Raw genomic sequence first — 24,669 nt, forward strand, 5'->3', positions numbered from 1 at the left:
GGACCGCAAGTCAGCCCCACACGGTGTGTGCAGACCGGTAGGCGCTGGCTTGCCAGCATTGGGCTGCACAGCAGCCCAATGCATGATTCCGTCGGACAAATCTTGTCCGACAATCATCACTTCCCTAGAATGTCGCCCGCCGCAACCGGCCCTGCCTCAGCAGTAGCGCGCATGCCCACTCGATTACCGCGTCTCGCACTCTACAGGTCGCACCCCGAGCTGATCCTCAATCTGGGCAGTTGCATCGCCGTGCTCGCTATCGTGGGCATCGTCAGTTATCTGTTGGGGCGCGAGCGCGAGAGTGTCGAGCAATCGGCCATCCGCTCCTCCAGCAATATCGTCCAGCTGATCGAAAGCGACATCCTGCGCAACGTCGAACTTTACGACCAGTCCCTGCGCGGGCTGATCTGGGCCGTGCAGCATCCCGAACTGCTGCAGGTCGCCCCCAACCTGCGCCAGCAGATCCTTTTCAACCAGACGTTCGCGGCCCCTGTGCGCGGCGATATTCTCTGGCTCGATGCCAATGGCGACGTCGTGGGCGACTCCACCAGCGTCACCCCGCGCCAGGCCAATTTCGCCGACACCTTCGACTTCCGGGCCCATCGCCGCGACCCTGGCCTGGGCTTGTTGATCAGCCCGCCGTTCAAGGCACGGCTCGGCGACCTCGACTGGTGCATCAGTTTCAGCCGGCGCATCTCCGCAGCCGATGGCAGCTTTGCCGGGGTAGCCGCCGGAGCCCTGCGCCTCTCCTATTTCAGTGAACTGTTCCAGCGCCTTGATATCGGCCATGAAAGCAGCATCAACCTGCTCAACGTCGACGGCCAGTTGCTCGCCCGCCAGCCGCGCCGCGATCAGGACCCGTTGGTCGGCACCAGCTTCGCCGACCGCCCCAACTTCAAACGCATCCTGGGCGAGCGCAGCGGCAGCTTTACAGCCCGCTCCAGCATCTATGGCACCCAGCGCATGTACACCTTCGCCCGGGTCGCCGACCTGCCGTTGATCATACTGGTGGTGCATTCTGCCGATGAGGTGTTCCAGTCATGGCGCCGCACGGCGTTGGTGGTCAGTATTGCCACAGGCGTGCTGTGCATCGGCATTCTCTGGCTCACCCTGTTGCTGGGCCGCGAATTGCGCCGCAGGCATGAGGCCGAACAGGGTCTGGCCAGACTGGCAGCCACGGATAGCCTGACGGGCCTGGCCAACCGTCGCCGGCTGGATCAGGTGTTACGCCAGGAGTGGGCGCGCGCCCAGCGCAACCGTAAGCCGTTGGCCGTGCTGATGGTGGATGTGGATCACTTCAAGGCATTCAACCAACGCCATGGTCACGCAGGAGGCGATCACGCCTTACGTGAAGTGGCCAAGACGATCGAACAGTGCATACGACGCCCGGCAGACCTGGCGGCGCGGTATGGGGGGGAGGAGTTTCAGGTGGTTTTGCCGGAAACCGAACTGGCCGGTGCCCGTTTGCTGGCAGAGAGGATCCGGTCGCATGTCGAGGCGTTGGCACCTTTTGCCGATGATGTACACGCGGTGACGGTGAGCATCGGCATCAGCGTCCACACCCCCGGCACCCAACAAGACCTCGCGACCATGCTGGGTGCCGCGGATGAGGCGCTCTACCGGGCCAAGGCCAAAGGCCGAAACCGGGTAGAGGGCCCTGCGGATTAGGAGCGGGCGCGTGCGGCGTTGCGCAGTGCCTTCACCTGGTCGTGGTTACGCTGTACGCCCTGCAGTTGCTTTTCCACGAGCATATAGCTCGAATCACTGACGGAGCGGCCCAGCTTGACCAGCTTCTCACGCGCTTCCTTGTAGGCTTTGAGGGCATGGTCTTCACCGCGCTCTACTTCGTTGAGCACAGCCTCTTCATCCTTACCGGTAACCATCGACTTAAGGTTTACCCAGCCGCGGTGCAGGTCGCCGCTGACGCTGGTGGAGGTTTCCGGGTCGCCACCCAGGCGACGCACTTCACTCTGCAGTTCGCCTGCTGCATTGGCGCATTCGCCAGCGCGCTGGACGAAGAACGCTTTGAGCTCCGGGTTTTTCACATCATCGGCCGACTCCTTGAACCCTTTCTCGCCGTCCTTGCTGTACTCGATCAGGTTGTTGAGCACGTCGATTACGTCTTTGTTGAGGTCGCTCATGGCTGAAACTCCTTGGCAGGTAATAGTCATGTAAACAGGAGCAGCCTTCGTGCCAAGCTTTCCATTGAATAAAATTACTTTAAAAACAATAGGTTAAAAAAATAACGCCTCGCTGGAAAACGGCGTTATGCATGATTGCCGCTTGGGCGCTCGTGCAGATTGCAGTATGGTCGGCGCACTTCCATTGCCAGGCACTGCCGATGAAACCGGAAACCCTTGAACTGCTGGTAATCCGCACCATGCCCTTCGGCAAATACCAAGGGCGGATCATCGCCGACCTGCCGGGTGACTACCTGGCATGGTTCGCGCGCAAGGGGTTTCCGGCGGGTGAGCTGGGTGGGTTGCTGGCGTTGATGCACGAGGTCGATCACAACGGCCTGGGGGATCTGCTGGTGCCGTTGCGGCAAAAGCATCGGCGCTGAGCCTGTTGCGGACTATCGCCGGCAAGCCGGCTTCCCCAGGTACACCCACGGCCTTGAGAGCCGTGGGGCACCTGGGGGAGCCTACTTGCCCGCGATGAGGCCAGCGATGATCGAACGCCCTAGCCCTTGGCCGGCGCCACGACCATTTCCACCCGCTCGCTCTTCTTGATCAGCGCATACACCACCGCCGTCAGCAGGCTACCCGCGACAATGGCCAGCAGGTACAGCAGCGCATGGTTGATCGCATTGGGAATCAGCAGCACGAACAGCCCGCCATGGGGCGCCATCAGCTTGCAACCGAAATACATCGACAGCGCGCCGGTCAATGCGCCGCCGGCGATACTTGCCGGGATGACCCGCAGCGGGTCTTTGGCGGCGAACGGGATGGCGCCTTCGGAAATGAAGCACAAACCCAGCACCAGAGCGGCCTTGCCGGCCTCGCGCTCGCTCTGGGCGAACTTGCGCCGGGCCAGGAACGTGGCGATACCGAGGCCGATCGGCGGCACCATGCCGGCCGCCATGGTCGCCGCCATCGGCGCGTAGCTCGAGGATGCCAGCAGCCCTACCGAAAAGGCATAGGCCGCCTTGTTGATCGGCCCGCCCAGGTCGATGCACATCATGCCGCCGAGCAGCAGCCCGAGGAGGATGGCGTTGGTGGTGCCCATGCTGTCGAGAAACTGGGTCAGGCCTTCGAGCATGGCGGCCACCGGTTGGCCGACCACGTAGATCATCACCAGGCCTGTGAACAGGCTCGCCAGCAGCGGAATGATCAGGATCGGTTTGAGCGCATCGAGGCTGCTCGGCAGGCGTGCCCAACGCGCAATGGCTTTGGCGCTGTAACCGGCGAGGAAGCCGGCGACGATACCGCCGATGAAACCGGCCCCCAGGGTGCTGGCCAGCAGGCCGCCGATCATGCCAGGCGCCAGGCCCGGGCGGTCGGCAATGGACCAGGCGATATACCCCGCCAGCAACGGCACCATCAGCTTGAATGCGGCCTCGCCGCCGATCTGCATCAATGCAGCCGGCAGCGTGCCCGGTTCCTTGTAGGCTTCGATGCCGAAAACGAACGACAGGGCGATCAGCAAGCCGCCTGCCACCACCATCGGCAGCATGAAAGAAACACCGGTCAGCAAGTGTTTATAAACACCGGTTTTCTCGGCCTTGCCGGCACTTGAAGCGGCTGCAGCGTCACCTGCGCTTTCCACCTTGGCCTCGGCCAGGGCCTTGTCCAGCGTGGCGCGGGCTTGCTTGAGGGCGATGCCGGTACCGCAACGGTAGATCCGCTTGCCGGCAAAACGGGCCGTGGGCACTTCGATATCGGCAGCCAGCAGCACCACGTCGGCTTCGGCGATGGCCTGGGCCGACAGCGGGTTGCGCGCGCCGACCGAGCCTTGGGTTTCTACCGTCAGTTGATAGCCAAGCTGTTGCGCGGCCTGCTGCAACGCTTCGGCTGCCATGAACGTGTGCGCCACGCCAGTCGGGCAGGCGGTTACCGCGACGAGCTTGGCCGCAGCAGTGGCCAGGGGCTGTTCGGCTTGATGAGTATCGGCCTGTACCTGGGCATTTGCGGCCGCCTCGTCGAGGAAACCTTCACGGTCGGCCAGCGCTTGCGCCGGTGTGCTCTGGAACAAACGCTTGCCCGCGAAGCGGGCCAGGTCAACCGGCCCAGTGCTGACAACCAGCACCCAGTCGGCATCAGCGATCTGCGCGGCGCTCAGCTGGCGGTCGGGATGCTCGGCATCCTGCACTTCCACGCAGGTTTTCCAGCCGCGGCGCTGGGCGGCAGCGGCCAGCAGGCGCGCGCTCAGCACGCTGGACACCTGGCCGTTGGGGCAGGCGGTGACAATGGCAATGTTCATCGGCGAGCCTCTTGTTGTTCTGTCAGTTGCACGGCGGCCTCCAGGCGCGCCAGTTGCTCGCGGTCACGGATACCGAAACCGACCTGGGTCACGGCCTGGGCGGCGATGGCCGTGGCGCGGCGCAGGGTCTGCGCAGGCGCTTCAGCCAGCAGCAGGCCGTGCACCATGCCCGCCACCAGCGAATCGCCCGCGCCCACCGTGCTGGCAACCTGCACCTGCGGTGGCTGGGCGTGCAGCGCGTGGCCAGCTGTAAACCAGCTGACGCCCTGCTCCCCCGCCGACACCACCACGTGCTCGACACCGGTGGCCAGCAGTCGCTGGGCGGCAGCCTGCTGTTCGGCGGCGCTGTGCACGTCAAGGCCAAGCACTTCGCCCAGCTCTTCGGTGTTCGGCTTGACCAGCCAGGGGGCGCTCTGCAGGCCTGCGCGCAGGGCCGCACCGCTGCTGTCCAGGGCAACCTTCAGGCCTTGGCCCTTGAGCTGTTCGAGCAACCGGGCGAACCAGTCCGGGCTGATACCGCGTGGCAGGCTCCCAGCTACCACCACGGCGTCATGCCCGGGGGCGACCTGTTCAAGCAGGCGCATCAGGGCCTCACATGCGGCCTCATCGACCTGGGGGCCTTGGCCATTGATGTCGGTCACCCGGCCATCAGCCTCGACCAGTTTGAGGTTGCTGCGCGTCTCACCCGGTACACGCACGAAGCAATCGGCAAAGCCGCGCCATTCGATCAACGCCTCGAACGGTTGCAGGTTGCCCTGGCCAAGGAAACCACCGACGGTCACGCTGTGCCCCAGGTCGGCCAGTACCTGGGCCACGTTCAGCCCTTTGCCGGCGGCATGGCTGTGCTGGTCCTGGGCACGGTTGACGTGCCCGGGGCGCAGGGCATCGAGGCTGACGGTGATGTCCAGCGCCGGGTTCAGGGTCAGGGTAAGGATCTTGGCCATTCAGTAACGCTCCACCAGCGCGCGAACCGCTGCGGCGCTGTCTTGTTGCAGGGCCTCGCGCGCCAGGGCGCGGGCCGCCTGATGATCGGCCTGGCGAACCAGGGCCTTGACTTCGGCAACGCTGCGGGCGGCCACGCTCAGTTCGTCCACGTCCAGGCCCAGCAGCACCGCCACCGCCTGCGGGTCGGCGGCCAGTTCACCGCACACCCCTACCCACTTGCCCTCGGCATGGGCAGCGCGCACGGTCATGTCGATCAGGCTCAGCACGGCCGGGTGCAGGCCGTCGGCCTGGGCCGACAGGCTGGGGTGGCCACGGTCGATGGCCAAGGTGTACTGGGTCAGGTCGTTGGTGCCGATACTGAAAAAGTCCACTTCGCGGGCCAATTGTGGCGCCAGCAAAGCGGCGGACGGCACTTCGACCATGATGCCCAGTTGCAGGTCGGCTACCGGAATTTCCTCGCGCAGGCGCTCGACCATCGCCCTCGCCTCCCGCCACTCATGCACCTGGCCGACCATCGGGAACATGATGCGCAACGGGCGCTGATCCGCGGCGCGCAGCAGGGCCCGGAGCTGGTCTTCCATGATCTGCGGGCGCTGCAAGGTCAGGCGCACGCCCCGCACACCGAGGAAGGGGTTTTCCTCGGCAGCGATCGGCCAGTAGGGCAACGGTTTGTCACCGCCCACATCGAGGGTGCGCACTACCAGTGGCCGCCCGCCCAGCCCATCGAGCACACGGCGGTATTCGGCTTCCTGGGTGGCGACATCCGGCGCCTGCGAGTGGGCCATGAAGATCAGCTCGGTGCGCAGCAGGCCGATACCTTCGGCGCCCTGCTCCACCACCTTGTCGATGCCGCCGCTCTGGCCGATGTTGGCGAATACTTCGACGGCATGGCCATCGCGGGTTACCGCTGGCTCATGACGGTTGGCCCAGGCTGCTTGCAGGCGCTGCTCGCGCAGGTCACGCTCGGCCAGCGCACGTTGCAACTCATCGGCTGGCGGGGCGACGCTGACTACGCCGCGCTGGCCATCGAGCAACAGCGGCGTACCTGGTTCAAGCAGCAGAATCGCCGCCCCCGCGCCGACCACCGCCGGGATGCCCAAGGCCCGCGCAACGATCGCGCTGTGAGCGGTTGCGCCGCCATGGGCGGTGACGATACCGGCAACCCGCGCCGGGTCCAGGCGGGCCACATCAGAAGGGCCGACTTCGCCCATCACCAGCACGTAAGGTTGCTCAGGCTCGGCCTGCGTCTGCACACCGCACAACTGCGCCAGCACCCGGCGGCCGATATCGCGCAGGTCGGCAGCACGCTCGGCGAGCAGCGCATCATGCAGCGCCTCTTGTTGGCGGGCCGCCGCTTCGATCACGGCCATCCACGCGGCGGCGGCGCTTTCACCCTGGGCCAGACGCAGTTCGACATCGTCGGCCAGTGCAGGGTCGGCGAGCATTTCCTGATGGGTGACGAAGATCTCGCCGACGGCCTTGTCGCTGCGCTGCACCAAGGCCTGCAGCTCGGCGTTCACCGCCTCCATTGCCCGGCGCAGCTTGACCCGCTCCTGCGCTGGCGATTCGCCACGCAGCGGATAATCGATGTCACGCTCGACGCAGACATGGGCGGGCCCACTGGCAATGCCGGGGGCTGCAGCCACGGCCTGTATACGGCTACCGGCAGCCGGCGCCTGCAACACCTCGACGGGCGCTGGGTTCACCGCAGCCGCAGTTTTCGGCAATGGCTCAACGTCCTCACCCAAGCCCTGCTCGATTGCCGCCAGCAGTACCGGCAAGGCATCACCGGCAATGGACGGCTCGGCCAGCAGCTCCAGTTCCTGACCACGGCGTGCGCCAAGGCTGAGCAGCTTGCTCAGGCTCTTGACCGAAACCGCAGGTTGCGCGCTGTCCAGCACACGCAGGCGGATTTCGCCCTCAAAACCCTTGGCCAACTGCGCCAGGATTTTTGCCGGGCGGGCGTGCAGGCCATGTGGGTTGGCCAGCACGAAACGAGCGCTGGGCCAGTCGGGAGCGGTCTCACCACCCAGCACCTCAAGTACCGCGCGGCTGCTGGTGGCCTGGTAAAGCGTTTGCCCGCGCCCCTCGATCAGTACCTCGCACAGGCGCTCGAGCAGCGCCTGGTGGGCAGCGCCGAGGCTGGCCAGGCAAAACAGGCCATTGAGTGGTTGGTCGCGGTAGCGCAGCGGCTGCTGCGGGGTGACGAAGGCCAAGCCTGGCTGACGTACCTGCCGCTCGCTGTGCAGCCACCAGAGCCCCTCGCCCAGGGGCAAGGGCTCGGCCTGCTGCAGCACCGCGGCAAAACCATTGTCGACACACCCGGCACGCTGCAACAGGCGGGCACCGCGCCAGGCCAACTCGTCGAAGTCTTCGGCGGGCAGGTTCAAGCTGACCAGTTGCGCATCCAGCGCCAGCGCCTGGGGTGCGCCCTGCAGCAGCTTGAGCAGCGCTTCGGCGGAACTGGCACGGCGCAGGGCTTCGGCCAGGTCGGTCTCGCCCAGGGCACGGGTCAGCAACTGCAGCAAACGCAAGTGCTCGTCGGAGCGTGCGGCAATGCCGATGGCCAGGTAGACGATCTGGCCATCCCCCCAGTCCACGCCTTCAGGAAACTGCAGCAAACGCACGCCAGTGGCATACACCAGGTCGCGGGTCTGCGGCGTGCCGTGGGGGATGGCGATGCCTTGGCCGAGGAATGTGGAACCTTGCGCTTCGCGCGCCTGCAGGCCCTGCAGATACCCTTCGGCGACCAGGCCGTCAGCGACCAGTCGATCCGCCAGCAGGCGCAGAGCCTGGCCTTTGTCGACGGCCGTCTGGCCCATGGCTATCTGCTCTTTGGCGAGCTCGAGCATGACCTTCTCCTTTTGCAGCCCCTGCGCGCACTTTTGCACCGGGTACTGAGGTATTGTTGTGAAATTCACGTATTCAGCCAGTCAACGGCCTTGCACGAGCGGCAGGGAAGGCAGAAAAATTAATAGCTGAAACGTTTAATCTGACCAAGCGGCCACGTTACTCGATAATCTTCCGGGGAAAAAGCCCCATCCTGTCGGACAATTGCGACAATGGTCGTCTGCGCGTGGTGGCCGGCCCGGGTCAAACTGCCCGGTCTGGTTGTACAGCCCGCCCCGGTAATAACAAGGAAAATTCGGTGAAACTCAGCGATATCGCCCGTCTGGCTGGTGTGTCCGTGACCACTGCCAGCTACGTCATCAATGGCAAGGCCGAACAGCAGCGCATCAGCAACAGCACCGTCGAGCGGGTGCGTGCGGTGGTCGAGGCCCACGGCTTCACGCCCAACCCCCAGGCTGCGGGCCTGCGCAGCCGGCATACCCGCACCTTGGGCTTCATTCTGCCGGACCTGGAAAACCCCAGCTACGCGCGCATTGCCAAGCAGCTGGAGCAAGGCGCCCGCGCCCGTGGCTATCAACTGCTGATCGCCAGCAGCGATGACAGGCCCGACAGTGAGCGCCAACTGCAGCAGCTGTTCCGGGCCCGGCGTTGCGATGCCCTGTTCGTCGCCAGTTGCCTGCCCCCCGAAGATGACAGCTACCGCGAACTGCAGGACAAGGGCCTGCCGGTTATCGCCATCGACCGGCGCCTGAACCCGGCACACTTTTGTTCGGTCATCAGCGATGATCGCGATGCCAGCCGCCAGTTGGCCGATAGCCTGCTGGCCACGGCACCGCGCAGCATCGCACTGATCGGTGCGCGCCCGGAGCTGTCGGTCAGCCAGGCCCGCGCAGGCGGCTTCGACGAAGCCATGCAGGGTTTTGCCGGGGACGTGCGCCGTTATCAAGGCGAGGCATTCAGCCGCGAATGCGGCCAGCGCTTGATGCAGCAGTTGATCGACGAGCTGGGCGGCCTGCCGGATGCCTTGGTCACGACGTCCTACGTGCTGCTGCAAGGCGTGTTCGACACCCTGCAGGCGCGCCCGGCCGATTCGCGCCTGCTGCACCTGGGCACCTTCGGTGACAACCAGTTGCTCGATTTTCTGCCGCTGCCGGTCAACGCCATGGCCCAGCAACATGGCCTGATCGCCGCCACCGCCCTGGAACTTGCCTTGGCGGCCATCGAGGACAAACGCTACGAACCCGGCGTGCATGCCATCGGTCGAACCTTCAAGCAACGTATTACTGTGGCCTGAACATGCGCCTGATCGACACTCACACCCACCTGGACTTCCCCGACTTCGATGCCGACCGCACGCGCCTGCTGGCTGACGCGGCAGGGCGTGGGGTGGAGCGCATGGTAGTGCTGGGGGTTTATCAGGCCAATTTCCAGCGGGTGTGGGAGCTGGCCTGCAGCGATGAGCGCGTGCGCGCAGCGCTTGGGCTGCATCCGATCTACCTGGAGCAGCACCGCCCCGAGCACCTGGTGCAGTTGCGCCAATGGCTTGAACGCCTGCAGGGCGATCCGCGGCTGTGCGCCGTGGGCGAGTTTGGCCTGGACTACTACGTCGAAACCCTGGACAAGGCGCGCCAGCAAGCGCTGTTCGAAGCACAATTGCAGATGGCCTGTGACTTCGAACTGCCCGCCCTGCTCCACGTGCGCCGCAGCCATGCCCAGGTGATTGCCACACTCAAGCGCTACAAACCGGCGCGGGCCGGGATCATCCACGCGTTCGCGGGCAGTTATGAAGAGGCGCGCGAGTACATCAAGCTTGGTTTCCGGCTCGGGCTGGGTGGTGCCGGGACCTGGCCGCAGGCAGTGCGCTTGCGCAAGACCCTGCCGCGCCTGCCGCTGGAAAGCATCGTGCTGGAAACCGACGCCCCGGACATGGCCCCGGCGATGTTTGCCGGTGAGCGAAACAGCCCGGAGCATCTACCGGAGATTGCCGGGGCATTGGCTGAGGTGATGGGCATTGATGTGCACGTGTTGGCCGAGGCCAGCAGCAAGAATGCCTGTGAGTTGTTTGGCTGGTAGTTCTGGCTAAACCCTGAACGCCCCGATCAACCGTTTCAACTCTACCACCTGCTCAGACAATGCCCGGCTGGCATCCTCGGCCTGGCAAGCCCCCAACGAGGTGTCCTGTGCCGCCTGGTTGATCGCCACGATGTTCTGGTCGATGTCATGGGCCACCGCCGTCTGCTGCTCTACCGCCGCCGCTATCTGCTGGTTCTGCTCGACAATGCCGCCAACCGCGCCAAGGATGTTGCCCAGCGCCTGCTGCACCTGGCGTGCCTCCTCGACCGTGCCCGCAGCCATCTGATGGCTACTGCCCATGGCGCGAACCGCTGCCCCGACACCGTCCTGCAAACGCTGGATCATCTGCGCTATCTGCGCGGTGGAATCCTGGGTGCGCTTGGCCAAGGTACGCACTTCATCAGCGACCACGGCAAACCCCCGGCCTTGCTCACCGGCCCGAGCTGCCTCGATTGCAGCGTTGAGTGCCAGCAGGTTGGTCTGCTCGGCGATACTGCGGATCACCTCCAGGACTTGGCTGATCGCCTGGCTGTCGTCAGCCAGCTGATTGATCGCCAGCACCGTCTGGTCGATTTCGGCTGCCAGCCGGCCAATGCTGCCCTGCTGCTCTTGCACCAACGTGCGGCCATTGGCACTTTCGTGGTTGACCTGCTGCGCACCATCGGCGGCCAATGCAGCGCTGCGCGCCACTTCCTGCGCAGTGGCGCTCATCTGGTTCATCGCCGTGGCGACCTGCTCGATCTGTTCACGCTGGCCGCTGACTGACTGGCTGCTGCGTGCCGATACCGCCAGTACCTGCCCGGCCTGCGCTTCGACCGCCACAACGGTGTGGCCGACCTGCTCGATCAGGCAACGGATACGGCGCACGGTTTCGCTGAAACCCTGGGCCAGTTCGCCCAGTTCGTCGCGGCTGTTGGCCTTGAAACTGACCGTCATGTCACCGGCCGCCACCTTGTCCATCGCGCCGCCCAGCTTGCGCAGGGTCGTGCGGATCGATACATAGAAGCCCCCGTAGAGGTAAAGGATCAGCGCGAAAACGCCCGCCAGTACGGCCCCCAAGGCGACCATGCGCAGGCGCTGCTGGCCAAGACGCTCCTGCAACTGCAGGTGCAGATGCCCAAGGACTTGTTCGTTCAGTTGGTAGGTGTGAGCCATCAGCTCACTCACCTGTCGATAGAAGGCGGGCCAGGGCGCATCAAGGGTTTCAGCGACCACCACACGCTCCTCGAACAACGCGGCGGCTTGCTTGACGGAAAGCTTGCTGGCCTGTGCCGCGGCGATCATGTCGGCAGGGACGCCGGGGTCACTGGCCAGGGCTTCATCCACCCGCATGCCATAGTCCGCCGCCAAACGCTCCAGGCGTTGCAGCAGGTCTTCGAAGCGGACGCTGCCGGATGAGTCGATGAACCCTCGGCCAAGCGCGATGGCGCCCATCGTCCTGCCCTCGCCCAAGGCCAGGGTCACCTGGGCGGTGGCAGTGCCGAGCAGTTCGCTCAACTGGCGCACCGAAACCTGGCTGTCCTGGCTCAGGCCGGACTGGCTGGCCACCAGTTTGCTCAGCACCTGTGCTTGAGCCAGCAGCTTGTCGAACAGGGCGACCTTGGCCTGCAAGGACGTTTCGGCCTGGGCGCTGGCAAAAGCGCCAGCCAGCTCGTCCAGCTTGGCCTGGGGAACCGACTCATGGCCCTGCAGGGCCTGCACCTGTGCCTGGACCTTGTCCTGCAACGCAGCGATGCGTGACTCCAGGTCGCCGGCCTGGCCCGACTGCCCGAGCACGGCATTGATCTGCATGAGGTTGCCGAGGGCTTCCAGGTCGGTGCGCAATGCCAAGCTGCCGCTAAGCGGGGTAATACCCTGCAATTGGGCACGGGTTGCCTGAAACTGCTGATAGGCGTCGCGCACCAGGTAGCTGCTGGTGGCGAGCATGGGCAGGAAGAACAGGGCGCTGATGAGGCTGAACTTCTGGCCGAAGCTCAGCCGGTTCATCAGTGCGATTGCCGGGTAGAGCAGACGCTTCACGGGGCACCTCCTTGGATTCTTGTTGTTCTGCGAGGGGTAGCACTAGGCCACCTGTATAGCGCAGATCGAACCGGAGGTTTGTAACTTAAGGTTAACCGGCGCTCAGACCAGCACCGTCCACAGCGCAAAGCCCGCATACCACAGCACCGCACAGCGCAACAGCAGCTCCCACAGGCTATCGAGCCGAGCCAGACCGCGCTGGCTGTCCTCTTGTTCGGGAATGTCATCGGCAACCCGCCCGACCCTGGCCACCAGGTGCCCGGCGCTGATGTGCCAGTTGAGCAGTTCGTGCAGCATCACGCGGGTCACTGCGACGAAATTGCCGACGAGGGCGAAACTCAGGGCCAACACGCGTACCGCAAGCCAGTCCATGATGTGCCGCAGCTGCTCGGCCCGGGCCTTGAGCGCCGGTTGGCAACTGTTATCGCCTGTCAGCGCCAGCAGGCGATAGGCCAGCGCCGCCCCGGGGCCGAGCACGAAGTACCAGAAGATCACGGCGAAGAAACTCTGATAGGCCTGCCACAACAGGTAGCCTTGCACGCGCACCAGCAAAGCCTGGGGTTCATCAGCCACCAGGCCCAGGTCGCGCTCGGCCACATGCAGCGCGGCCTGGTCGTCGCCGCGCCGCCAGGCATCGCGAAACGGCCCAAGGGCGGCCTTGGCATCGCCACGGCCGAGGCTGTAGATCAGCACCAGCAGGTGCACCGGCAGGGCCAGCAAACCATAGGCCACCGGGTCGAGCACGTGCAGCAGCAACACCAGCACCGCCACGGGTGCAAGCACCAGGATGGCCAGGCTCCACCAGGGGTGCACCTTCCCGCTGCGCTCCAGGCGCACCAGCTCGCCCAGGAAGAAGCCATCGCGCTGTACCTGATGGCGCAGGGCGGAGAACTTCTCGACCCACAACGCCAGTATCAACACCAGAAAACTCATGCCTTGTCCTCGTTGTGCTGCACGGCTGCGCGGTAACGCTGCCAGTCGAATGCCGGGCCAGGGTCGGTCTTGCGCTGCGGGGCAATATCGCTATGGCCCTGGATCCGGCCCAGGTCGATAACCGGCCAGGCCGCCTGAATCTGCCGGGTGAGTTGCTCCAGCACACGGTACTGGGCATCGCTGTACGGCAGGTCGTCGGTACCTTCCAGCTCGATACCGATGGAAAAGTCGTTACAGCCTTCTCGCCCGTCAAAACATGACACGCCGGCATGCCAGGCACGGTCCAGCAACGACACGAACTGGGTCACCCCACCGTCGCGCTCCACGAACAGGTGCGCCGATACGGTCAGGTGGCTGATGCTGGCAAAGTAGGGATGTTCGCTGGGGTCCAGGCGGTTCTGGAAGAACTGTTGGACTTTGCCGCTGCCGAAGCAGGCCGGCGGCAGGCTGATGTTGTGGATCACCAGCAGGGAAATCGATTCGCCCTCGGGTCGCGCGTTGAAGTTCGGCGAAGGGCAGTGGGTGATTCCGTTTCCGTGGAACCAGCCGGTGGCACGGTCCAATTGCATGGGGCAGTTCCTGAAGAACGCTGGGTACAGAGGCGCAGTATGCCCTGCCAGTATCGCGCTTTGCATGTGAATCTGCAGTAGCAGGTCAATGAACCTGCTGCTGGCGCAAGCTTTCCAGCACGGTCTCCAGCGCCCGCTCGAACAGCAGGCCATCGTCCAGCAGCCGCACCTCACCAAGGCGCAGTGCTTGGGCGAGGCCCAGCATGTTCCACTCGCGGACCTTCATCCCGGTGCGGTTGGCGAATACCAGGCGGTCACTGCTGTCGATACGCGCCACCAGTTTGCAGCGCAACGGCTCGTCATCGTCGAGCACTTCTATCCAGGCGCCGATGCGCAGGCGCTGTACCGCACGCAGTTGTGCGGCTTGCTCGTCGTGCGGGTGCAGCGGCGCACAAGCGGGCTCTTCGGCCATGGCCAGCACGATGTCCTCCGCCACCAGCACTTCGGCCAGAGCCTGATCGCCTGGGGTAGGCGGTAGCTCGACCCCTGCGCAGGCACGCAGGTGCAGTTGCTCGAGTTGCTGGAAAAAGTCGCGGGTCGCCTGCGAGTCCAGCGCCACGCCGGCCAAACCCTCACGCAATGCCTTGAGCAGGCCGGGCACTTGCTGCAGCAGGGCCTGCGGATCACGCCGGGGAATGATGCTGGCAAGCAATGTGTCCATGGTCGCTAGGGCGTTGATCCACGCCGAAGAGCCCTCACCCTGTTTGAGCCATGCCAGCAGCAGCACCTGGCTCCAGGCTTGCACCAGCATCTGCACGACCGCTTGAGGCAGCACCCGGCCGCGCAAGCGCTGGTTGAGTACCTGTTGCACCTGCTGGCGAGCCTGCACGGCGCGCGCACGCCCTTCTTCGGCATCGCGGGTGCGTTGCTCGAGCAGTTCGTTGCGCCGCCGTTCATCCTGGCTGAAGGCCATGAAGTCCTCCAGCAGTTCGGCGAACAGGGCCGAGTCCTCGGTGAAGTCATTGAGCAGACGCTGGACGATGCGCCCTACACGCAGGTGCAGGCTGTCACGCAGGCCTTCGCTACCGGTTTCCCAGCCGATCGAGGCTGCAGCGATCTCATTGAGCAAGCGCCGAGCAGGGTGGCTGGCGCGGCTGAACAGCCCTTTGTCGAGCAATGCCACCTTGAGCAACGGGATGTGCAGGCGGGCAATCAGCGCCCGCAGGCTGTACGGCAGGTTGTCATCGGCCTGGATGTAGTCGAACAGCAGGCCGACCAGGCTGATCATGTCTATGTCGGCCGTGGCAATACGCCGGCGGGTGCCACTGCGCACGCTAACCCGCAACAGCAACTGTTCGAGCTGCTGGCCAAGGTCGAAATCGTCTTCGTCGAAGGTGGCCGGCACATAGTGCTGCAAATGCGTGAGCAGGCGCAGCAGGTCGGCGGTGCTTATCGGCTGGGCTGTGGCAATGGATTGCAAGCGTGGCGCGATCCTGCCGCGGGCCGGTGCCAGCAGCCCTTGCACCGAGGTGAAGAAAGCCTGGCCGGCACTGTCCGCGCCGATGGCCTCGTCAGGCCCCAGGCTGGCCGGCGTCCGCCGCGAGCTCAGGCGACAGTCCTCGGCACGCCGGCGCGGCGCAGGCGGCAGCTCTGCCAGCACGCCGGCAGCGGCCAGCAACTGGTTGGCTTCGCCATAGAGCACGTCGGTATCACGCAGCACGTAACGTTCGAACAACTTCAGCAGGACCAGTTTGACCCGCAGGCCAACACCCAGGTTACGCCCGGCATCAAGGAAGTAGCCACACAATGCGCCAGGCGCCAGGGGGCTTTTTTGCAGGTCCAGCGTACATTCGAGCAGGGCCTGCAAACGCAGGGTCAACTGCTCCAGGGCAATTGCGTCGCGCGACAGCACGCGCGCAACCATACCCTCGACGGTCGCTGCCCGCTCCTGTTGCGCCTTGTTTTTCGGGTGATCGGTAATGGCCACGAAGCCCAGTGGCTCGGCCTCACCTATGCGGGCGAACCTCTCGTAGAACCTGTCGAGAAAGCCGCGCTCGATGCTCTTGCGCTTGAGGCGCAAGTCGCGCATGGCCTCGAAATACAGGTTCTGATCGAAACGGTCAGCAGCCTTCTCGGCCATTTCAAAGAGGGTATCGTCAGCGTTGTCGAACAAGGCCTGCAAGCCCTGGCGCAATTGCAGGGCCGCCTTGTCGCGCACCTGCAGCAACAGCATCGGCAGGCAAGGCAAGGGCGTGCGCGCACCTCGATCGATGGCGGCCGCCAGGGGCACCACCTTGCCTTCTTTATGCATCCCGAACTCCTTGCTGGGCGACGTGTTCGATAAAAGTGAAAAATCGTCAAAGCTATGACGCCAAATACTGGGCGCCATTATCGGTAAAAATGCCGATACCTGCCAGCACCTCTTCACTCGCCGGTAAATGACTGTATTTTTTGCCAAATGCTCACTCGGCCTGACCAAAGGTCAGGTGCAAGGCGGCTGTAAACAGCGGCCCCCTGCCCTATAATCGCCGGCAACTTGCTTGTGGAGCCGACCATGCCGAACCTACGCCTTGCCGACCTGACCGCCGAGATCGAAGCCAACGTGCGCCGCGCCCTGCTGGAGGACATCGGCAGCGGCGACATCACCGCGCAGCTGATTCCGGCCGAGCGCCTGGCCAAGGCCACCATCATCACCCGCGAAGATTGCGTGATTGCAGGCACCGCCTGGGTCGATGCCGTGTTCCGTCAACTCGACCCGCGTGTGGCGGTGCACTGGCAGGTGGCCGATGGTGACCGGGCCACGGCCAACCAGGTGCTGTTCCACCTCGAAGGCCCGGCACGTTCACTGCTCAGCGGCGAGCGCAGTGCGCTTAACTTCCTGCAGATGTTGTCGGGCGTGGCCACACGTGCCCGTGCGCTCGCCGACCTGGTCGAAGGTACCCGGGTGCAACTGCTCGATACCCGCAAGACACTGCCCGGCCTGCGCCTGGCACAAAAATATGCAGTGACCTGCGGCGGCTGCCACAACCATCGCATCGGCCTGTTCGATGCCTTCCTGATCAAGGAAAACCATATTGCCGCCAGCGGCGGTGTGCCCGAAGCAGTAGCGGCAGCCCACCGCATTGCTCCGGGCAAGCCGGTGGAAATCGAGGTGGAAAGCCTGGATGAACTGCGCCAGGCGTTGAGCGCCGGTGCCGACATCATCATGCTCGACGAGCTGAGCCTGGACGAAATGGGCGAAGCGGTACGCATTACCGCTGGCAAAGCCAAGCTGGAGGCCAGTGGCGGGGTGACCGAAAGCACCCTGCGGGTGATTGCCGAGACTGGGGTGGACTACATCTCCATTGGTGCGATGACCAAGGATGTGAAGGCCGTCGACCTGTCGATGCGCCTGAGCCTCTGAAGCGGGCGAAACCTGCACAAAACCCAAGACACAAAAAAACCGGCCAGATGGCCGGTTTTTTTGTGCGCTGCGGATCAGAACGAGGCGTTGGCCAGGCCGTCCAGGTAGCGCTCGACGTCCAGCGCCGCCATGCAGCCGGCACCGGCAGAGGTGATCGCCTGGCGGTAAACGTGGTCAGCCACGTCGCCTGCGGCAAACACGCCTTCGACATTGGTGGCGGTAGCGTTGCCTTCACGGCCGCCGTTGACCACCAGGTAGCCGTCCTTCAGGGTGAGCTGGCCTTCGAACAGCGAGGTGTTCGGCGTGTGGCCGATGGCGATGAACACGCCGTCGACCTTGATTTCGTCGCTGCTGCCATCGTTGTTCTTCAGGCGCGCACCGGTCACACCCATGTTGTCACCCAGCACTTCGTCCAGGGTAGCGTTGAGCTTGAGCTCGATCTTGCCTTCGGCGACACGGGCGTTGAGCTTGTCGACCAGGATCTTTTCGGCGCGGAACGTTTCGCGGCGGTGCACCAGGGTTACCTTGCTGGCGATATTGGCCAGGTACAGCGCCTCTTCAACGGCAGTGTTGCCGCCGCCGACCACAGCCACCGGCTTGTTGCGGTAGAAGAAGCCGTCGCAGGTAGCGCAGGCCGACACACCCTTGCCCATGAAGGTTTCTTCCGAGGGCAGGCCCAGGTATCGCGCGCTGGCACCGGTGGCGATGATCAGTGCATCGCAAGTGTACTTGCCGCTGTCACCCTGCAGGGTGAAGGGCTTGTTGGCCAGGTCGACGGCGTTGATGTGGTCGAAGACGATCTCGGTCTCGAAACGCTCGGCGTGTTCCTGCATGCGCTGCATCAGCGCCGGGCCGGTCAGGCCATGGGGGTCGCCAGGCCAGTTGTCGACTTCGGTGGTGGTGGTCAGTTGACCGCCGGCCTGCATGCCGGTGATCAGCAGCGGCTTGAGGTTGGCGCGGGCGGCGTACACCGCGGCACTGTAACCGGCAGGGCCGGAACCGAGGATGATGACGCGCGAATGACGTACTTCAGACATGTCGAACTCCTGTCGAGCGGGCCTCAGGGGCCGGCATCGGTATACCGGCTGCGCCAGCTGAAATTAAAAAGGACCCACGCAGCACTTGGGGAAGGCTACAACGCGCAGGTCCGAAACCTGAAAGTTGAGCGCACTGTAGCGAGGTGGCAGAGATTAAGGAAATATCCTTCGACAATCCACCTCATAGGCATCCTCTATACGTCAATTTCTCCTATGGAAAAGGCCGTGGTGCTTTTGTTACAGGCAGTTTCCCATCCTCTGCCCGCCTTTCGTCGGCGCGGCAAAGCCGGTAAGGTCAGCGCGTTTTCCCTTCTCTGCGGAGCGTCTCGATGCAAGCCCCTGTCCTCTCTGGCCCCCAGTACCTGCGCGAAGGCCTGAAACTGGTGCTCAGCCCCAATCTGCGGTTGTTCGTACTGCTGCCGTTGGCGATCAACCTGCTGCTGTTCGGCGGCATGATCTACTTCGCCGGTCACCAGTTCGGCCTTTGGCTCGATGCCCTGATGCCAACCCTGCCGGACTGGCTGAGCTTCCTCAGCTACATCCTCTGGCCGCTGTTCGTCGCCTTGCTGGTATTGATGGTGTTTTTCACCTTCACCCTGGTGGCCAACATCATCGCCGCGCCTTTCAATGGTTTTCTGGCCGAAAAGGTCGAGGTGGTGGTACGTGGCGAGGACAACTTCCCGGCGTTCAGCTGGGGCGAGCTGGTGGCGATGGTGCCACGCACCTTCGGCCGCGAAATGCGCAAGCTCGGCTACTTCCTGCCACGGGCCATCGCGCTGTTCATCCTCTCGTTCATCCCGGTGGTGAACGTGATCGCAGCGCCGCTATGGCTGATCTTCGGTGTGTGGATGATGGCCATCCAGTACATCGACTACCCGGCGGACAACAACAAGATGAGCTGGCAGGACATGCTCGCCTGGCTGCGCCAGAAGCGCTGGCAAAGCCTGGGCTTTGGCGGCATCACCTACCTGGCGCTGATGGTGCCGGTGGTGAACGTACTGATGATGCCGGCTGCGGTAGCAGGGGCCACGCTGTTCTGGGTACGCGAGCGCAACTGATCCCCGGCCCGCATGCGCGGCCCGCCATAGGCGCAGCCTTGTGTCGCGAAAGGGCCGCAACGCGGCCCCAGCAACATGTGCATCACCGCCGAATCCAGGGCCTTACTGCCCCAACCGGCTGGAAAACTGCCCGACCGCATCCACAACTTTCTTCGCCCCTTCCTGAATCTCGACGATCACCCCACCGGTATCCGCCGCCAGCGCTAGCCCCTGTTCGGCCTGGCGCTTGCTGGTATCGATGATGTCCACAGCCGCCTGGGCCAGCTGCTCGTTCTGCTGCACCACCTTGGCGATTTCTTCGGTGGCGGTGCTGGTACGTGAAGCCAGCTGGCGCACTTCGTCGGCCACCACAGCAAAGCCGCGACCCTGCTCACCCGCCCGGGCGGCCTCGATGGCCGCGTTGAGCGCCAGCAGGTTGGTCTGCCCGGCAATGTCGCTGATGGTCTTGATGATCGCGCCGATCACCTTGGACTGTTTGTCCAGCGCCTGGATGCCTTCTGCGGCTTCCTGCATCGACCCTTCCAGCCCACGCATCACTTCGACGGTCTGTGTGACCACATCGGTGGCCTTTTGCGCACTGTTGTCGGTTTCCAGCGAGGTGTTGTAGGCGATGTCGGCTGCCTGCGCCACGGCCTGCTCCTGATTGACCTGGTCGGTGATCACGGTGGCGAACTTCACCACCTTGTACAGCACATCATGGGCATCGATGATCGGGTTGTAGGAAGCTTCCAGCCACACCGTACGGCCATGGGCGTCGATCCGTTTGAACCGATCGGCCACGTATTCACCGCGTCGCAGCTTGTCCCAGAACGCCTGATAGCCCGCCGAATTGGCTTCTTCCGGCTCGCAGAACATGCGGTGGTGTTTGCCGCGAACCTGCTCCAGGCTGTAGCCCACCGTTTGCAGGAAGCGGTCATTGGCAGTCAGCACCTGACCGTCGAGGTTGAATTCGATCACCGCGGTGGAGCGCATCAGTGCCTTGATCAGGCTTTCATGTTCGCGCGAGGTCTCTATGGTGCGGGTCAGGTCGCTGCAGTGCATGGAAAAATGCCTGATGCGTCCGTCACTGCCCTTGACCGGTTGCAGGATCGAGCGCAACCAGGCTTCTTCGCCGTTGCCACGCAGCAACCGGAAAGCACCGTTGAGGTGTTCGCCGCGGCTGATGGCGCTTTTCATGCGTTGGTAGAAATCGAGCTTCTTCACATGTTCCGGCACGATGTCTTCAATATTGCGCCCGATCAACTGCTCGCTGCGGTAAAGCATCTCTTTCTCGAAATTGCCGTTGATCAGTTCGATACGCCCCTGGGGGTCGAGCTGAAGCACCAGCATTTCGCTGTCCAGGCTGTTCTTGATCTGCTCGATGGAATGAAGCTCCTCTCGCAGTTGCTGGATTTCTTTTTTGAGCTTGCTGTTGAACATCACCGCTCCCGGAGCGAGTCACCTGATCGAATGCATCTTCATCGGCTGCCTGGCAGGGCTCTTGAGTGCTGCACGAGGAAATATTCATCCCGCTGGAGCTGCCGGCAATCAGGCGTCATCGGCACGTCACAAGGCTGTCACATAAGCGCAACGCAGCAAGCGGAAACTTTTTTCATGAACACACCTGCCCTACGCATTACCCTCGTCAGTGAAACCTTCCCACCCGAAATCAACGGCGTGGCAAATACGCTCGGCCGACTTGGCGATGGCTTGCGGCAGCGTGGCCACCAGGTGGAGATCGTGCGGCCACGCCAGGCCGGTGAATTGCCTGCAGGCGACGATCAGGACCTTTTGCTGTGCCGCGGCTGGGGCCTGCCGGGCTACCCGGGGCTGCAATGGGGCGAAGTGTCGATGCACAAGCTGTTGAGGCGCTGGCGCCGGCAGCGCCCGGATGTGCTGTACATTGCCACGGAAGGCCCGCTGGGGCTCAGTGCGTTACGGGCGGCCCGGCGCCTGGGCATCGCCGTGGTCAGTGGTTTCCATACCAATTTCCCGCAGTATTGCGGCCGGTATGGCCTTGGCCTGCTGGCGCGGTTGCTCACCCATTACCTGCGTTGGTTCCACCGACGCACGGCCACCACCTTGGTGCCCAGCGCCAGCCAGAAGCTGGAACTGGAGCGGCGTGGCTTCGAACGCCTTACATTGATGGCCCGTGGTGTCGATGCCTGCCTGTTCAACCCGGCCAGGCGCAGCCAGGCGTTGCGTGACGCCTGGGGGTTGGGCCCTGAAGACATCGCCGTACTGCACGTCGGGCGCCTGGCGGCGGAAAAGAATCTGGGGCTGCTACGGCCATGCCTGGACGCCCTGAAGAAGACTTATCCACACACGCGGCTGCGCTTGGTCGTGGTTGGCGACGGCCCGCAGCGTGCTGCTCTCGAACAGCAGCTGCCCGATGCGGTGTTCTGTGGCGCCCAGCGGGGTGCAGCACTGGCCGAGCACTATGCCAGCGGCGACCTGTTCCTGTTCCCCAGCCTGACCGAAACCTTTGGCAATGTAGTGCTCGAAGCCATGGCCTCGGGGCTGGCGGTAGTTGCCTATGATGAGGCCGCTGCCGCCCAGCATATCCGCCACGGGCACAGCGGAGCCCTGGCCATGCCCGGTGATCAGGTGGCGTTCATCGATGCGGCCTGCTGGCTGCTCGAAGAAAGCGAAACCCTGCGCCGGGTTCGCCTCAATGCCCGCCAGCATGCCAGCCGCCAAGGCTGGCCGGCGATCGTCGAGCAATTCGAGACGCATCTGTACAGCGCGTGCCTGGCAGCGCCTGCGGGTACCGAGCCTGCAGGCACCGCTCTGGCGGTCAAGCCAGGGTCGACAGCGCCTCGCGGCTGAACGGCAGCACCTGCGCTTCGCGGCCTTCGCGAACCTTCTGCGCCCATTCGGCATCCACCAGCAGTGCCCGGCCTACGGCCACCAAGTCAAATTCCTCATCACCCAGGCGACGCAGCAAGCCTTCGAGGCTGGCGGGCTTGGCCACCTTGTCGGTATCGACCATGAACTGCAGGAACTCGCCATCGAGCCCGACGCTGCCCACCGTAATGGTCGGTTTGCCTGTCAGCTTGCGTGTCCACCCGGCGAGGTTCAGCTCGGAACCTTCGAACTCCGGCTCCCAGAACCGTCGCGTCGAGCAGTGAAAGATATCCACACCCGCATCGGACAGGGGCGTAAGGAAAGCGGCCAGTGCCTCAGGTGTTTGAACCAGGCGAGCGTTGTAGTCCTGCTGCTTCCATTGCGAAAAGCGCAAGATGATCGGGAAGTCAGGGCCCACAGCGGCGCGCACGGCCTGGATCAGCTCGATGGCAAAGCGCGAGCGGCCCGCCAGGTCGCCGCCGTACTCATCTTCGCGACGGTTGCTGGCGGCCCAGAAGAACTGGTCGATCAGATAGCCGTGGGCGCCATGGATCTCCACGCCGTCCATGCCAATGGCCTGGGCATCGCGTGCTGCAGCGGCGAACGCGGCGATCACCTCACGGATATCGCCCTGTGTCATGCCGTGCACCAGCACCTGCCCATCCTTGACCTTTTCGCTTGGCCCATAGCCCGGCACTCCGGCGTCCGGTTCGGTACCCAGGCGGCGTACCGCGCCCACATGCCACAACTGCGGGACGATACGCCCACCTTCGGCATGGACAGCATCGACTACGCGCTTCCAACCGGCCAAGGCGTCTTCCCCATGAAAACGCGGGACATTGGCATAGCCGTTGGCGGCCTTGTGTTCAACCGTTGTGCCTTCGGTGATGATCAGGCCCACACCTGCGGCGGCGCGGCGGCGGTAGTACTCGACCATGCCATCATGGGGTGCGCCGCCGGGGCAGAAGGTACGGGTCATCGGCGCCATGACGACGCGGGTCGGCAACTCGAGCGCGCCGAGGATGAAAGGCTTGAAAAGAGGGTTGGTGGGCATTGGGCGCTTCCGTCTGGATGAGGAAATACGCCTGAGGTTAGGGCCAGTGGAAGGCGTGGCCCAGCATTATTGATCGGGGTGATTCTGCGGTATCGCTGGGGGCGCGAAGCGGCCCCAGGGATAGTCAGCCCAACGCTTTCTCGATGGCTTGCACCACGGTTGGATCATCCGGCGCTGTACGCGGCGCGAAGCGCGCCAGCACCCGCCCGTCCTTGCCCACCAGAAACTTCTCGAAGTTCCAGCTGATATCGCCGGGAAACTCGGCGCCCTCACCCGCCAGCAGGCGGTACAGCGAATGGCGCTGCGGCCCGTTGACCTCAAGCTTTGCCCCCAGCGGGAAGCTCACGCCATAGTTTAGGCTGCAGAACTCCTGGATTTCCTTCTCGCTGCCGGGCTCCTGGCCCGCGAACTGGTTGCAAGGCAGGCCAAGCACGTTGAAGCCTTTACCCTTGAACTGCTGTTGCAGCTTTTCCAGCGAAGCGTATTGCGGCGTCAGGCCACACTTGGAGGCGACATTGACCACCAGCACTACCTGGCCCTTGAATGGTGCCAAGGGCAGGTCCTGGCCGTTCAGCGCCTTCAACGTCAGGTCGTGAAATGCACTCATGTTGAATCCCCTCTCAGGTTCCCGGTTGCCGCTGGGGCGAACAGCGCCCACTAAAAAGGCGCTCATCCAAGCCGTGCACCTCCCGGGAGGTTTGTCGGCTTGTCCGAGCGCCTGGCGACTTTCTGAGCTTAGCGCAGAAAATCAGTGGTGATGGCCACCTTCGCCGTGGACGTGACGGTGAGCGATTTCTTCTTCGCTGGCATCACGCACGTTGACGACCTTGACCTGGAAGGTCAGACGCTGGCCGGCCAGCGGGTGGTTGCCGTCGACAGTCACGTCGTCGCCGTCCAGGTCGCGGATGGTGACGATCTGCATCTGGCCGTCCGGTGCCGAAGCGTGGAACTGCATGCCCACTTCCAGCTCGTCGACACCCTCGAACATGCTGCGGTTCAGGGTGCTGACCAGTTCGGCCAGGTACTCGCCGTAGGCCTCTTCAGGCTCGATGCTGACGTTCAGTTCGTCGCCAGCCTGTTTGCCTTCCAGGGCTTTTTCCAGGCCCGGGATGATGTTGGCGTGACCGTGCAGGTAGACCAGCGGCGCGCCACCGGCGGAGCTGTCGATGGTCTCCCCGGCGTCGTTGGTCAGGGTATAGTCGATGGAGACTGCCTTGTTGGCGGCGATCAGCATGGGGCAAGACCTTTTGCAAAAGAATGTAGAGCGCACAAGTGTAACCAACGCATCGCCCGATTGCGAACGCAGCGCGGCTGCGGGAAGACCCATCAGTCGGATCATGGGCTTTCACCAGGACACCGAAGGCCACTGGGTGGTCGACCTGTCTTGCGGCCACACCCAGCACCTGCGCCACCAGCCACCGTGGCAGGCGCGCCCGTGGGTGCTCGACCCCCGCCAGCGTGCGCTGCGAATTGGCCAGGCTTTCGCCTGTGGCTGGTGTGCACAAGCGGCCGATAGCGATACCCTTGGCCGTTGATTCCT

21 protein-coding genes and 1 pseudogene are annotated in these 24,669 nt (G+C 63.9%); 8 read left to right on the plus strand and 14 right to left on the minus strand.

Annotation, left to right across the window (positions count from 1 at the left end):
• The first annotated feature begins 171 nt into the window (after positions 1–171).
• Positions 172–1,668, plus strand: a complete 1,497-nt coding sequence (locus ACMGF5_RS04535) for a sensor domain-containing diguanylate cyclase (protein WP_115273892.1) — start codon at positions 172–174, stop codon at positions 1,666–1,668.
• Here ACMGF5_RS04535 and ACMGF5_RS04540 read toward each other — a convergent pair.
• The gene (locus ACMGF5_RS04540; RefSeq protein ID WP_046784517.1) at positions 1,665–2,141 is read right to left on the minus strand and encodes a ferritin-like domain-containing protein; all 477 of its coding nucleotides are present in this window, start codon (positions 2,139–2,141) and stop codon (positions 1,665–1,667) included. The two genes, ACMGF5_RS04535 and ACMGF5_RS04540, sit on opposite strands and share 4 nt — an antisense overlap.
• Before the next feature lie 200 nt (positions 2,142–2,341).
• Here ACMGF5_RS04540 and ACMGF5_RS04545 point away from each other — a divergent pair, with 200 nt between their 5' ends.
• Positions 2,342–2,563, plus strand: coding sequence for a DUF3820 family protein (locus ACMGF5_RS04545; protein WP_012316204.1), 222 nt, complete (start codon positions 2,342–2,344; stop codon positions 2,561–2,563).
• 119 nt (positions 2,564–2,682) lie between these two features.
• Here the strand turns inward: ACMGF5_RS04545 and ACMGF5_RS04550 are convergent, their stop codons facing one another.
• From ACMGF5_RS04550 to ptsP, 3 genes are read right to left on the minus strand one after another with little or no spacing between them, the layout of a single operon-like run.
• Positions 2,683–4,422 carry a PTS fructose-like transporter subunit IIB gene (locus ACMGF5_RS04550; protein ID WP_115273890.1) on the minus strand — a complete coding sequence of 580 codons (1,740 nt, stop codon included), beginning with the start codon at positions 4,420–4,422 and terminating at the stop codon, positions 2,683–2,685.
• Entirely contained in the window at positions 4,419–5,366 is a 948-nt protein-coding gene (gene pfkB / locus ACMGF5_RS04555; RefSeq protein WP_046784519.1) for a 1-phosphofructokinase, read from the minus strand. The genes ACMGF5_RS04550 and pfkB overlap by 4 nt, the downstream gene beginning before the upstream one ends.
• On the minus strand, positions 5,367–8,219 hold the full coding sequence (ptsP, locus tag ACMGF5_RS04560) for a phosphoenolpyruvate--protein phosphotransferase (RefSeq protein ID WP_414157594.1): 2,853 nt from the start codon (positions 8,217–8,219) through the stop codon (positions 5,367–5,369).
• A gap of 296 nt (positions 8,220–8,515) precedes the next feature.
• Between ptsP and cra the strand changes: the two genes are divergently transcribed.
• Together cra and ACMGF5_RS04570 are read left to right on the plus strand one after the other, a co-directional pair.
• A complete protein-coding gene (gene cra / locus ACMGF5_RS04565) occupies positions 8,516–9,511 on the plus strand; it encodes a catabolite repressor/activator (protein WP_012316208.1) in 996 nt (331 codons plus the stop codon).
• Positions 9,512–9,513: 2 nt separating this feature from the next.
• A complete protein-coding gene (locus ACMGF5_RS04570) occupies positions 9,514–10,290 on the plus strand; it encodes a TatD family hydrolase (protein ID WP_115273886.1) in 777 nt (258 codons plus the stop codon).
• A 6-nt stretch (positions 10,291–10,296) separates the two neighbouring features.
• Here ACMGF5_RS04570 and ACMGF5_RS04575 read toward each other — a convergent pair whose 3' ends face one another.
• From ACMGF5_RS04575 to ACMGF5_RS04595, 5 genes and pseudogenes are all read right to left on the minus strand, one after another.
• Positions 10,297–11,010 carry a methyl-accepting chemotaxis protein gene (locus ACMGF5_RS04575; protein WP_414157844.1) on the minus strand — a complete coding sequence of 238 codons (714 nt, stop codon included), beginning with the start codon at positions 11,008–11,010 and terminating at the stop codon, positions 10,297–10,299.
• A 144-nt stretch (positions 11,011–11,154) separates the two neighbouring features.
• Positions 11,155–12,276, minus strand: a pseudogene (locus tag ACMGF5_RS04580) (HAMP domain-containing protein); the annotation flags it as partial.
• 135 nt (positions 12,277–12,411) lie between these two features.
• A complete protein-coding gene (gene ampE, locus ACMGF5_RS04585) occupies positions 12,412–13,242 on the minus strand; it encodes a regulatory signaling modulator protein AmpE (RefSeq protein ID WP_046784523.1) in 831 nt (276 codons plus the stop codon).
• Positions 13,239–13,811, minus strand: coding sequence for a 1,6-anhydro-N-acetylmuramyl-L-alanine amidase AmpD (ampD, locus tag ACMGF5_RS04590; RefSeq protein ID WP_414157595.1), 573 nt, complete (start codon positions 13,809–13,811; stop codon positions 13,239–13,241). Before ampD ends, ampE begins: the two co-directional genes overlap by 4 nt.
• Before the next feature lie 85 nt (positions 13,812–13,896).
• Positions 13,897–16,062: a DUF1631 domain-containing protein gene (locus ACMGF5_RS04595; RefSeq protein WP_414157596.1), complete on the minus strand. Its 2,166-nt coding sequence runs from the start codon at positions 16,060–16,062 to the stop codon at positions 13,897–13,899.
• A 243-nt stretch (positions 16,063–16,305) separates the two neighbouring features.
• Here ACMGF5_RS04595 and nadC point away from each other — a divergent pair, with 243 nt between their 5' ends.
• Positions 16,306–17,154, plus strand: coding sequence for a carboxylating nicotinate-nucleotide diphosphorylase (gene nadC, locus ACMGF5_RS04600; protein ID WP_046784526.1), 849 nt, complete (start codon positions 16,306–16,308; stop codon positions 17,152–17,154).
• A gap of 74 nt (positions 17,155–17,228) precedes the next feature.
• Here nadC and trxB read toward each other — a convergent pair whose 3' ends face one another.
• Positions 17,229–18,191, minus strand: coding sequence for a thioredoxin-disulfide reductase (trxB, locus tag ACMGF5_RS04605; RefSeq protein ID WP_003247318.1), 963 nt, complete (start codon positions 18,189–18,191; stop codon positions 17,229–17,231).
• Between the two features lie 329 nt (positions 18,192–18,520).
• Between trxB and cysZ the strand changes: the two genes are divergently transcribed.
• Positions 18,521–19,249 (plus strand): sulfate transporter CysZ, encoded by a 729-nt coding sequence (cysZ, locus tag ACMGF5_RS04610; RefSeq protein ID WP_012316215.1) that lies wholly within the window; start codon positions 18,521–18,523, stop codon positions 19,247–19,249.
• A gap of 102 nt (positions 19,250–19,351) precedes the next feature.
• Here the strand turns inward: cysZ and ACMGF5_RS04615 are convergent, their stop codons facing one another.
• Positions 19,352–20,668, minus strand: a complete 1,317-nt coding sequence (locus ACMGF5_RS04615; RefSeq protein ID WP_204918867.1) for a methyl-accepting chemotaxis protein — start codon at positions 20,666–20,668, stop codon at positions 19,352–19,354.
• A 174-nt stretch (positions 20,669–20,842) separates the two neighbouring features.
• Between ACMGF5_RS04615 and ACMGF5_RS04620 the strand changes: the two genes are divergently transcribed.
• The gene (locus tag ACMGF5_RS04620; RefSeq protein WP_414157597.1) at positions 20,843–22,057 is read left to right on the plus strand and encodes a glycosyltransferase family 4 protein; all 1,215 of its coding nucleotides are present in this window, start codon (positions 20,843–20,845) and stop codon (positions 22,055–22,057) included.
• Here ACMGF5_RS04620 and ACMGF5_RS04625 read toward each other — a convergent pair.
• The 3 genes from ACMGF5_RS04625 to ACMGF5_RS04635 all read right to left on the minus strand — a co-directional run bounded on the left by ACMGF5_RS04625 (position 22,026) and on the right by ACMGF5_RS04635 (position 24,363).
• Positions 22,026–23,129 carry an NADH:flavin oxidoreductase gene (locus ACMGF5_RS04625; protein WP_414157598.1) on the minus strand — a complete coding sequence of 368 codons (1,104 nt, stop codon included), beginning with the start codon at positions 23,127–23,129 and terminating at the stop codon, positions 22,026–22,028. The two genes, ACMGF5_RS04620 and ACMGF5_RS04625, sit on opposite strands and share 32 nt — an antisense overlap.
• Positions 23,130–23,253: 124 nt before the next feature.
• Complete coding sequence (locus ACMGF5_RS04630; RefSeq protein WP_046784531.1) at positions 23,254–23,736, minus strand: glutathione peroxidase; 483 nt, start codon at positions 23,734–23,736, stop codon at positions 23,254–23,256.
• A gap of 141 nt (positions 23,737–23,877) precedes the next feature.
• Entirely contained in the window at positions 23,878–24,363 is a 486-nt protein-coding gene (locus ACMGF5_RS04635; protein ID WP_012316220.1) for an FKBP-type peptidyl-prolyl cis-trans isomerase, read from the minus strand.
• On the opposite strand from ACMGF5_RS04635, the gene ACMGF5_RS04640 reads away from it, so the two are divergent.
• Complete coding sequence (locus ACMGF5_RS04640; protein WP_080952066.1) at positions 24,362–24,664, plus strand: DUF3565 domain-containing protein; 303 nt, start codon at positions 24,362–24,364, stop codon at positions 24,662–24,664. The genes ACMGF5_RS04635 and ACMGF5_RS04640 overlap by 2 nt on opposite strands.
• The last annotated feature ends 5 nt before the right edge of the window (positions 24,665–24,669 follow it).

The organism is Pseudomonas sp. BNK-15 (assembly GCF_047456105.1).
In the GTDB taxonomy this organism is placed as follows: Bacteria; Pseudomonadota; Gammaproteobacteria; order Pseudomonadales; family Pseudomonadaceae; genus Aquipseudomonas; species Aquipseudomonas putida_E.

Excerpts from the sequence above, each read along its gene's own strand:
- ACMGF5_RS04535 (WP_115273892.1), top strand. The coding sequence starts at position 172 with ATGCCCACTCGATTACCGCGTCTCGCACTCTACAGGTCGCACCCCGAG.
- ACMGF5_RS04540 (WP_046784517.1), bottom strand. The coding sequence starts at position 2,141 with ATGAGCGACCTCAACAAAGACGTAATCGACGTGCTCAACAACCTGATC.
- ACMGF5_RS04545 (WP_012316204.1), top strand. The coding sequence starts at position 2,342 with ATGAAACCGGAAACCCTTGAACTGCTGGTAATCCGCACCATGCCCTTC.
- ACMGF5_RS04550 (WP_115273890.1), bottom strand. The coding sequence starts at position 4,422 with ATGAACATTGCCATTGTCACCGCCTGCCCCAACGGCCAGGTGTCCAGC.
- pfkB (WP_046784519.1), bottom strand. The coding sequence starts at position 5,366 with ATGGCCAAGATCCTTACCCTGACCCTGAACCCGGCGCTGGACATCACC.
- ptsP (WP_414157594.1), bottom strand. The coding sequence starts at position 8,219 with ATGCTCGAGCTCGCCAAAGAGCAGATAGCCATGGGCCAGACGGCCGTC.
- ACMGF5_RS04570 (WP_115273886.1), top strand. The coding sequence starts at position 9,514 with ATGCGCCTGATCGACACTCACACCCACCTGGACTTCCCCGACTTCGAT.
- ACMGF5_RS04575 (WP_414157844.1), bottom strand. The coding sequence starts at position 11,010 with ATGAACCAGATGAGCGCCACTGCGCAGGAAGTGGCGCGCAGCGCTGCA.
- ampE (WP_046784523.1), bottom strand. The coding sequence starts at position 13,242 with ATGAGTTTTCTGGTGTTGATACTGGCGTTGTGGGTCGAGAAGTTCTCC.
- ampD (WP_414157595.1), bottom strand. The coding sequence starts at position 13,811 with ATGCAATTGGACCGTGCCACCGGCTGGTTCCACGGAAACGGAATCACC.
- ACMGF5_RS04595 (WP_414157596.1), bottom strand. The coding sequence starts at position 16,062 with ATGCATAAAGAAGGCAAGGTGGTGCCCCTGGCGGCCGCCATCGATCGA.
- nadC (WP_046784526.1), top strand. The coding sequence starts at position 16,306 with ATGCCGAACCTACGCCTTGCCGACCTGACCGCCGAGATCGAAGCCAAC.
- trxB (WP_003247318.1), bottom strand. The coding sequence starts at position 18,191 with ATGTCTGAAGTACGTCATTCGCGCGTCATCATCCTCGGTTCCGGCCCT.
- cysZ (WP_012316215.1), top strand. The coding sequence starts at position 18,521 with ATGCAAGCCCCTGTCCTCTCTGGCCCCCAGTACCTGCGCGAAGGCCTG.
- ACMGF5_RS04615 (WP_204918867.1), bottom strand. The coding sequence starts at position 20,668 with ATGTTCAACAGCAAGCTCAAAAAAGAAATCCAGCAACTGCGAGAGGAG.
- ACMGF5_RS04620 (WP_414157597.1), top strand. The coding sequence starts at position 20,843 with ATGAACACACCTGCCCTACGCATTACCCTCGTCAGTGAAACCTTCCCA.
- ACMGF5_RS04625 (WP_414157598.1), bottom strand. The coding sequence starts at position 23,129 with ATGCCCACCAACCCTCTTTTCAAGCCTTTCATCCTCGGCGCGCTCGAG.
- ACMGF5_RS04630 (WP_046784531.1), bottom strand. The coding sequence starts at position 23,736 with ATGAGTGCATTTCACGACCTGACGTTGAAGGCGCTGAACGGCCAGGAC.
- ACMGF5_RS04640 (WP_080952066.1), top strand. The coding sequence starts at position 24,362 with ATGGGGCAAGACCTTTTGCAAAAGAATGTAGAGCGCACAAGTGTAACC.
- ACMGF5_RS04635 (WP_012316220.1), bottom strand. The coding sequence starts at position 24,363 with ATGCTGATCGCCGCCAACAAGGCAGTCTCCATCGACTATACCCTGACC.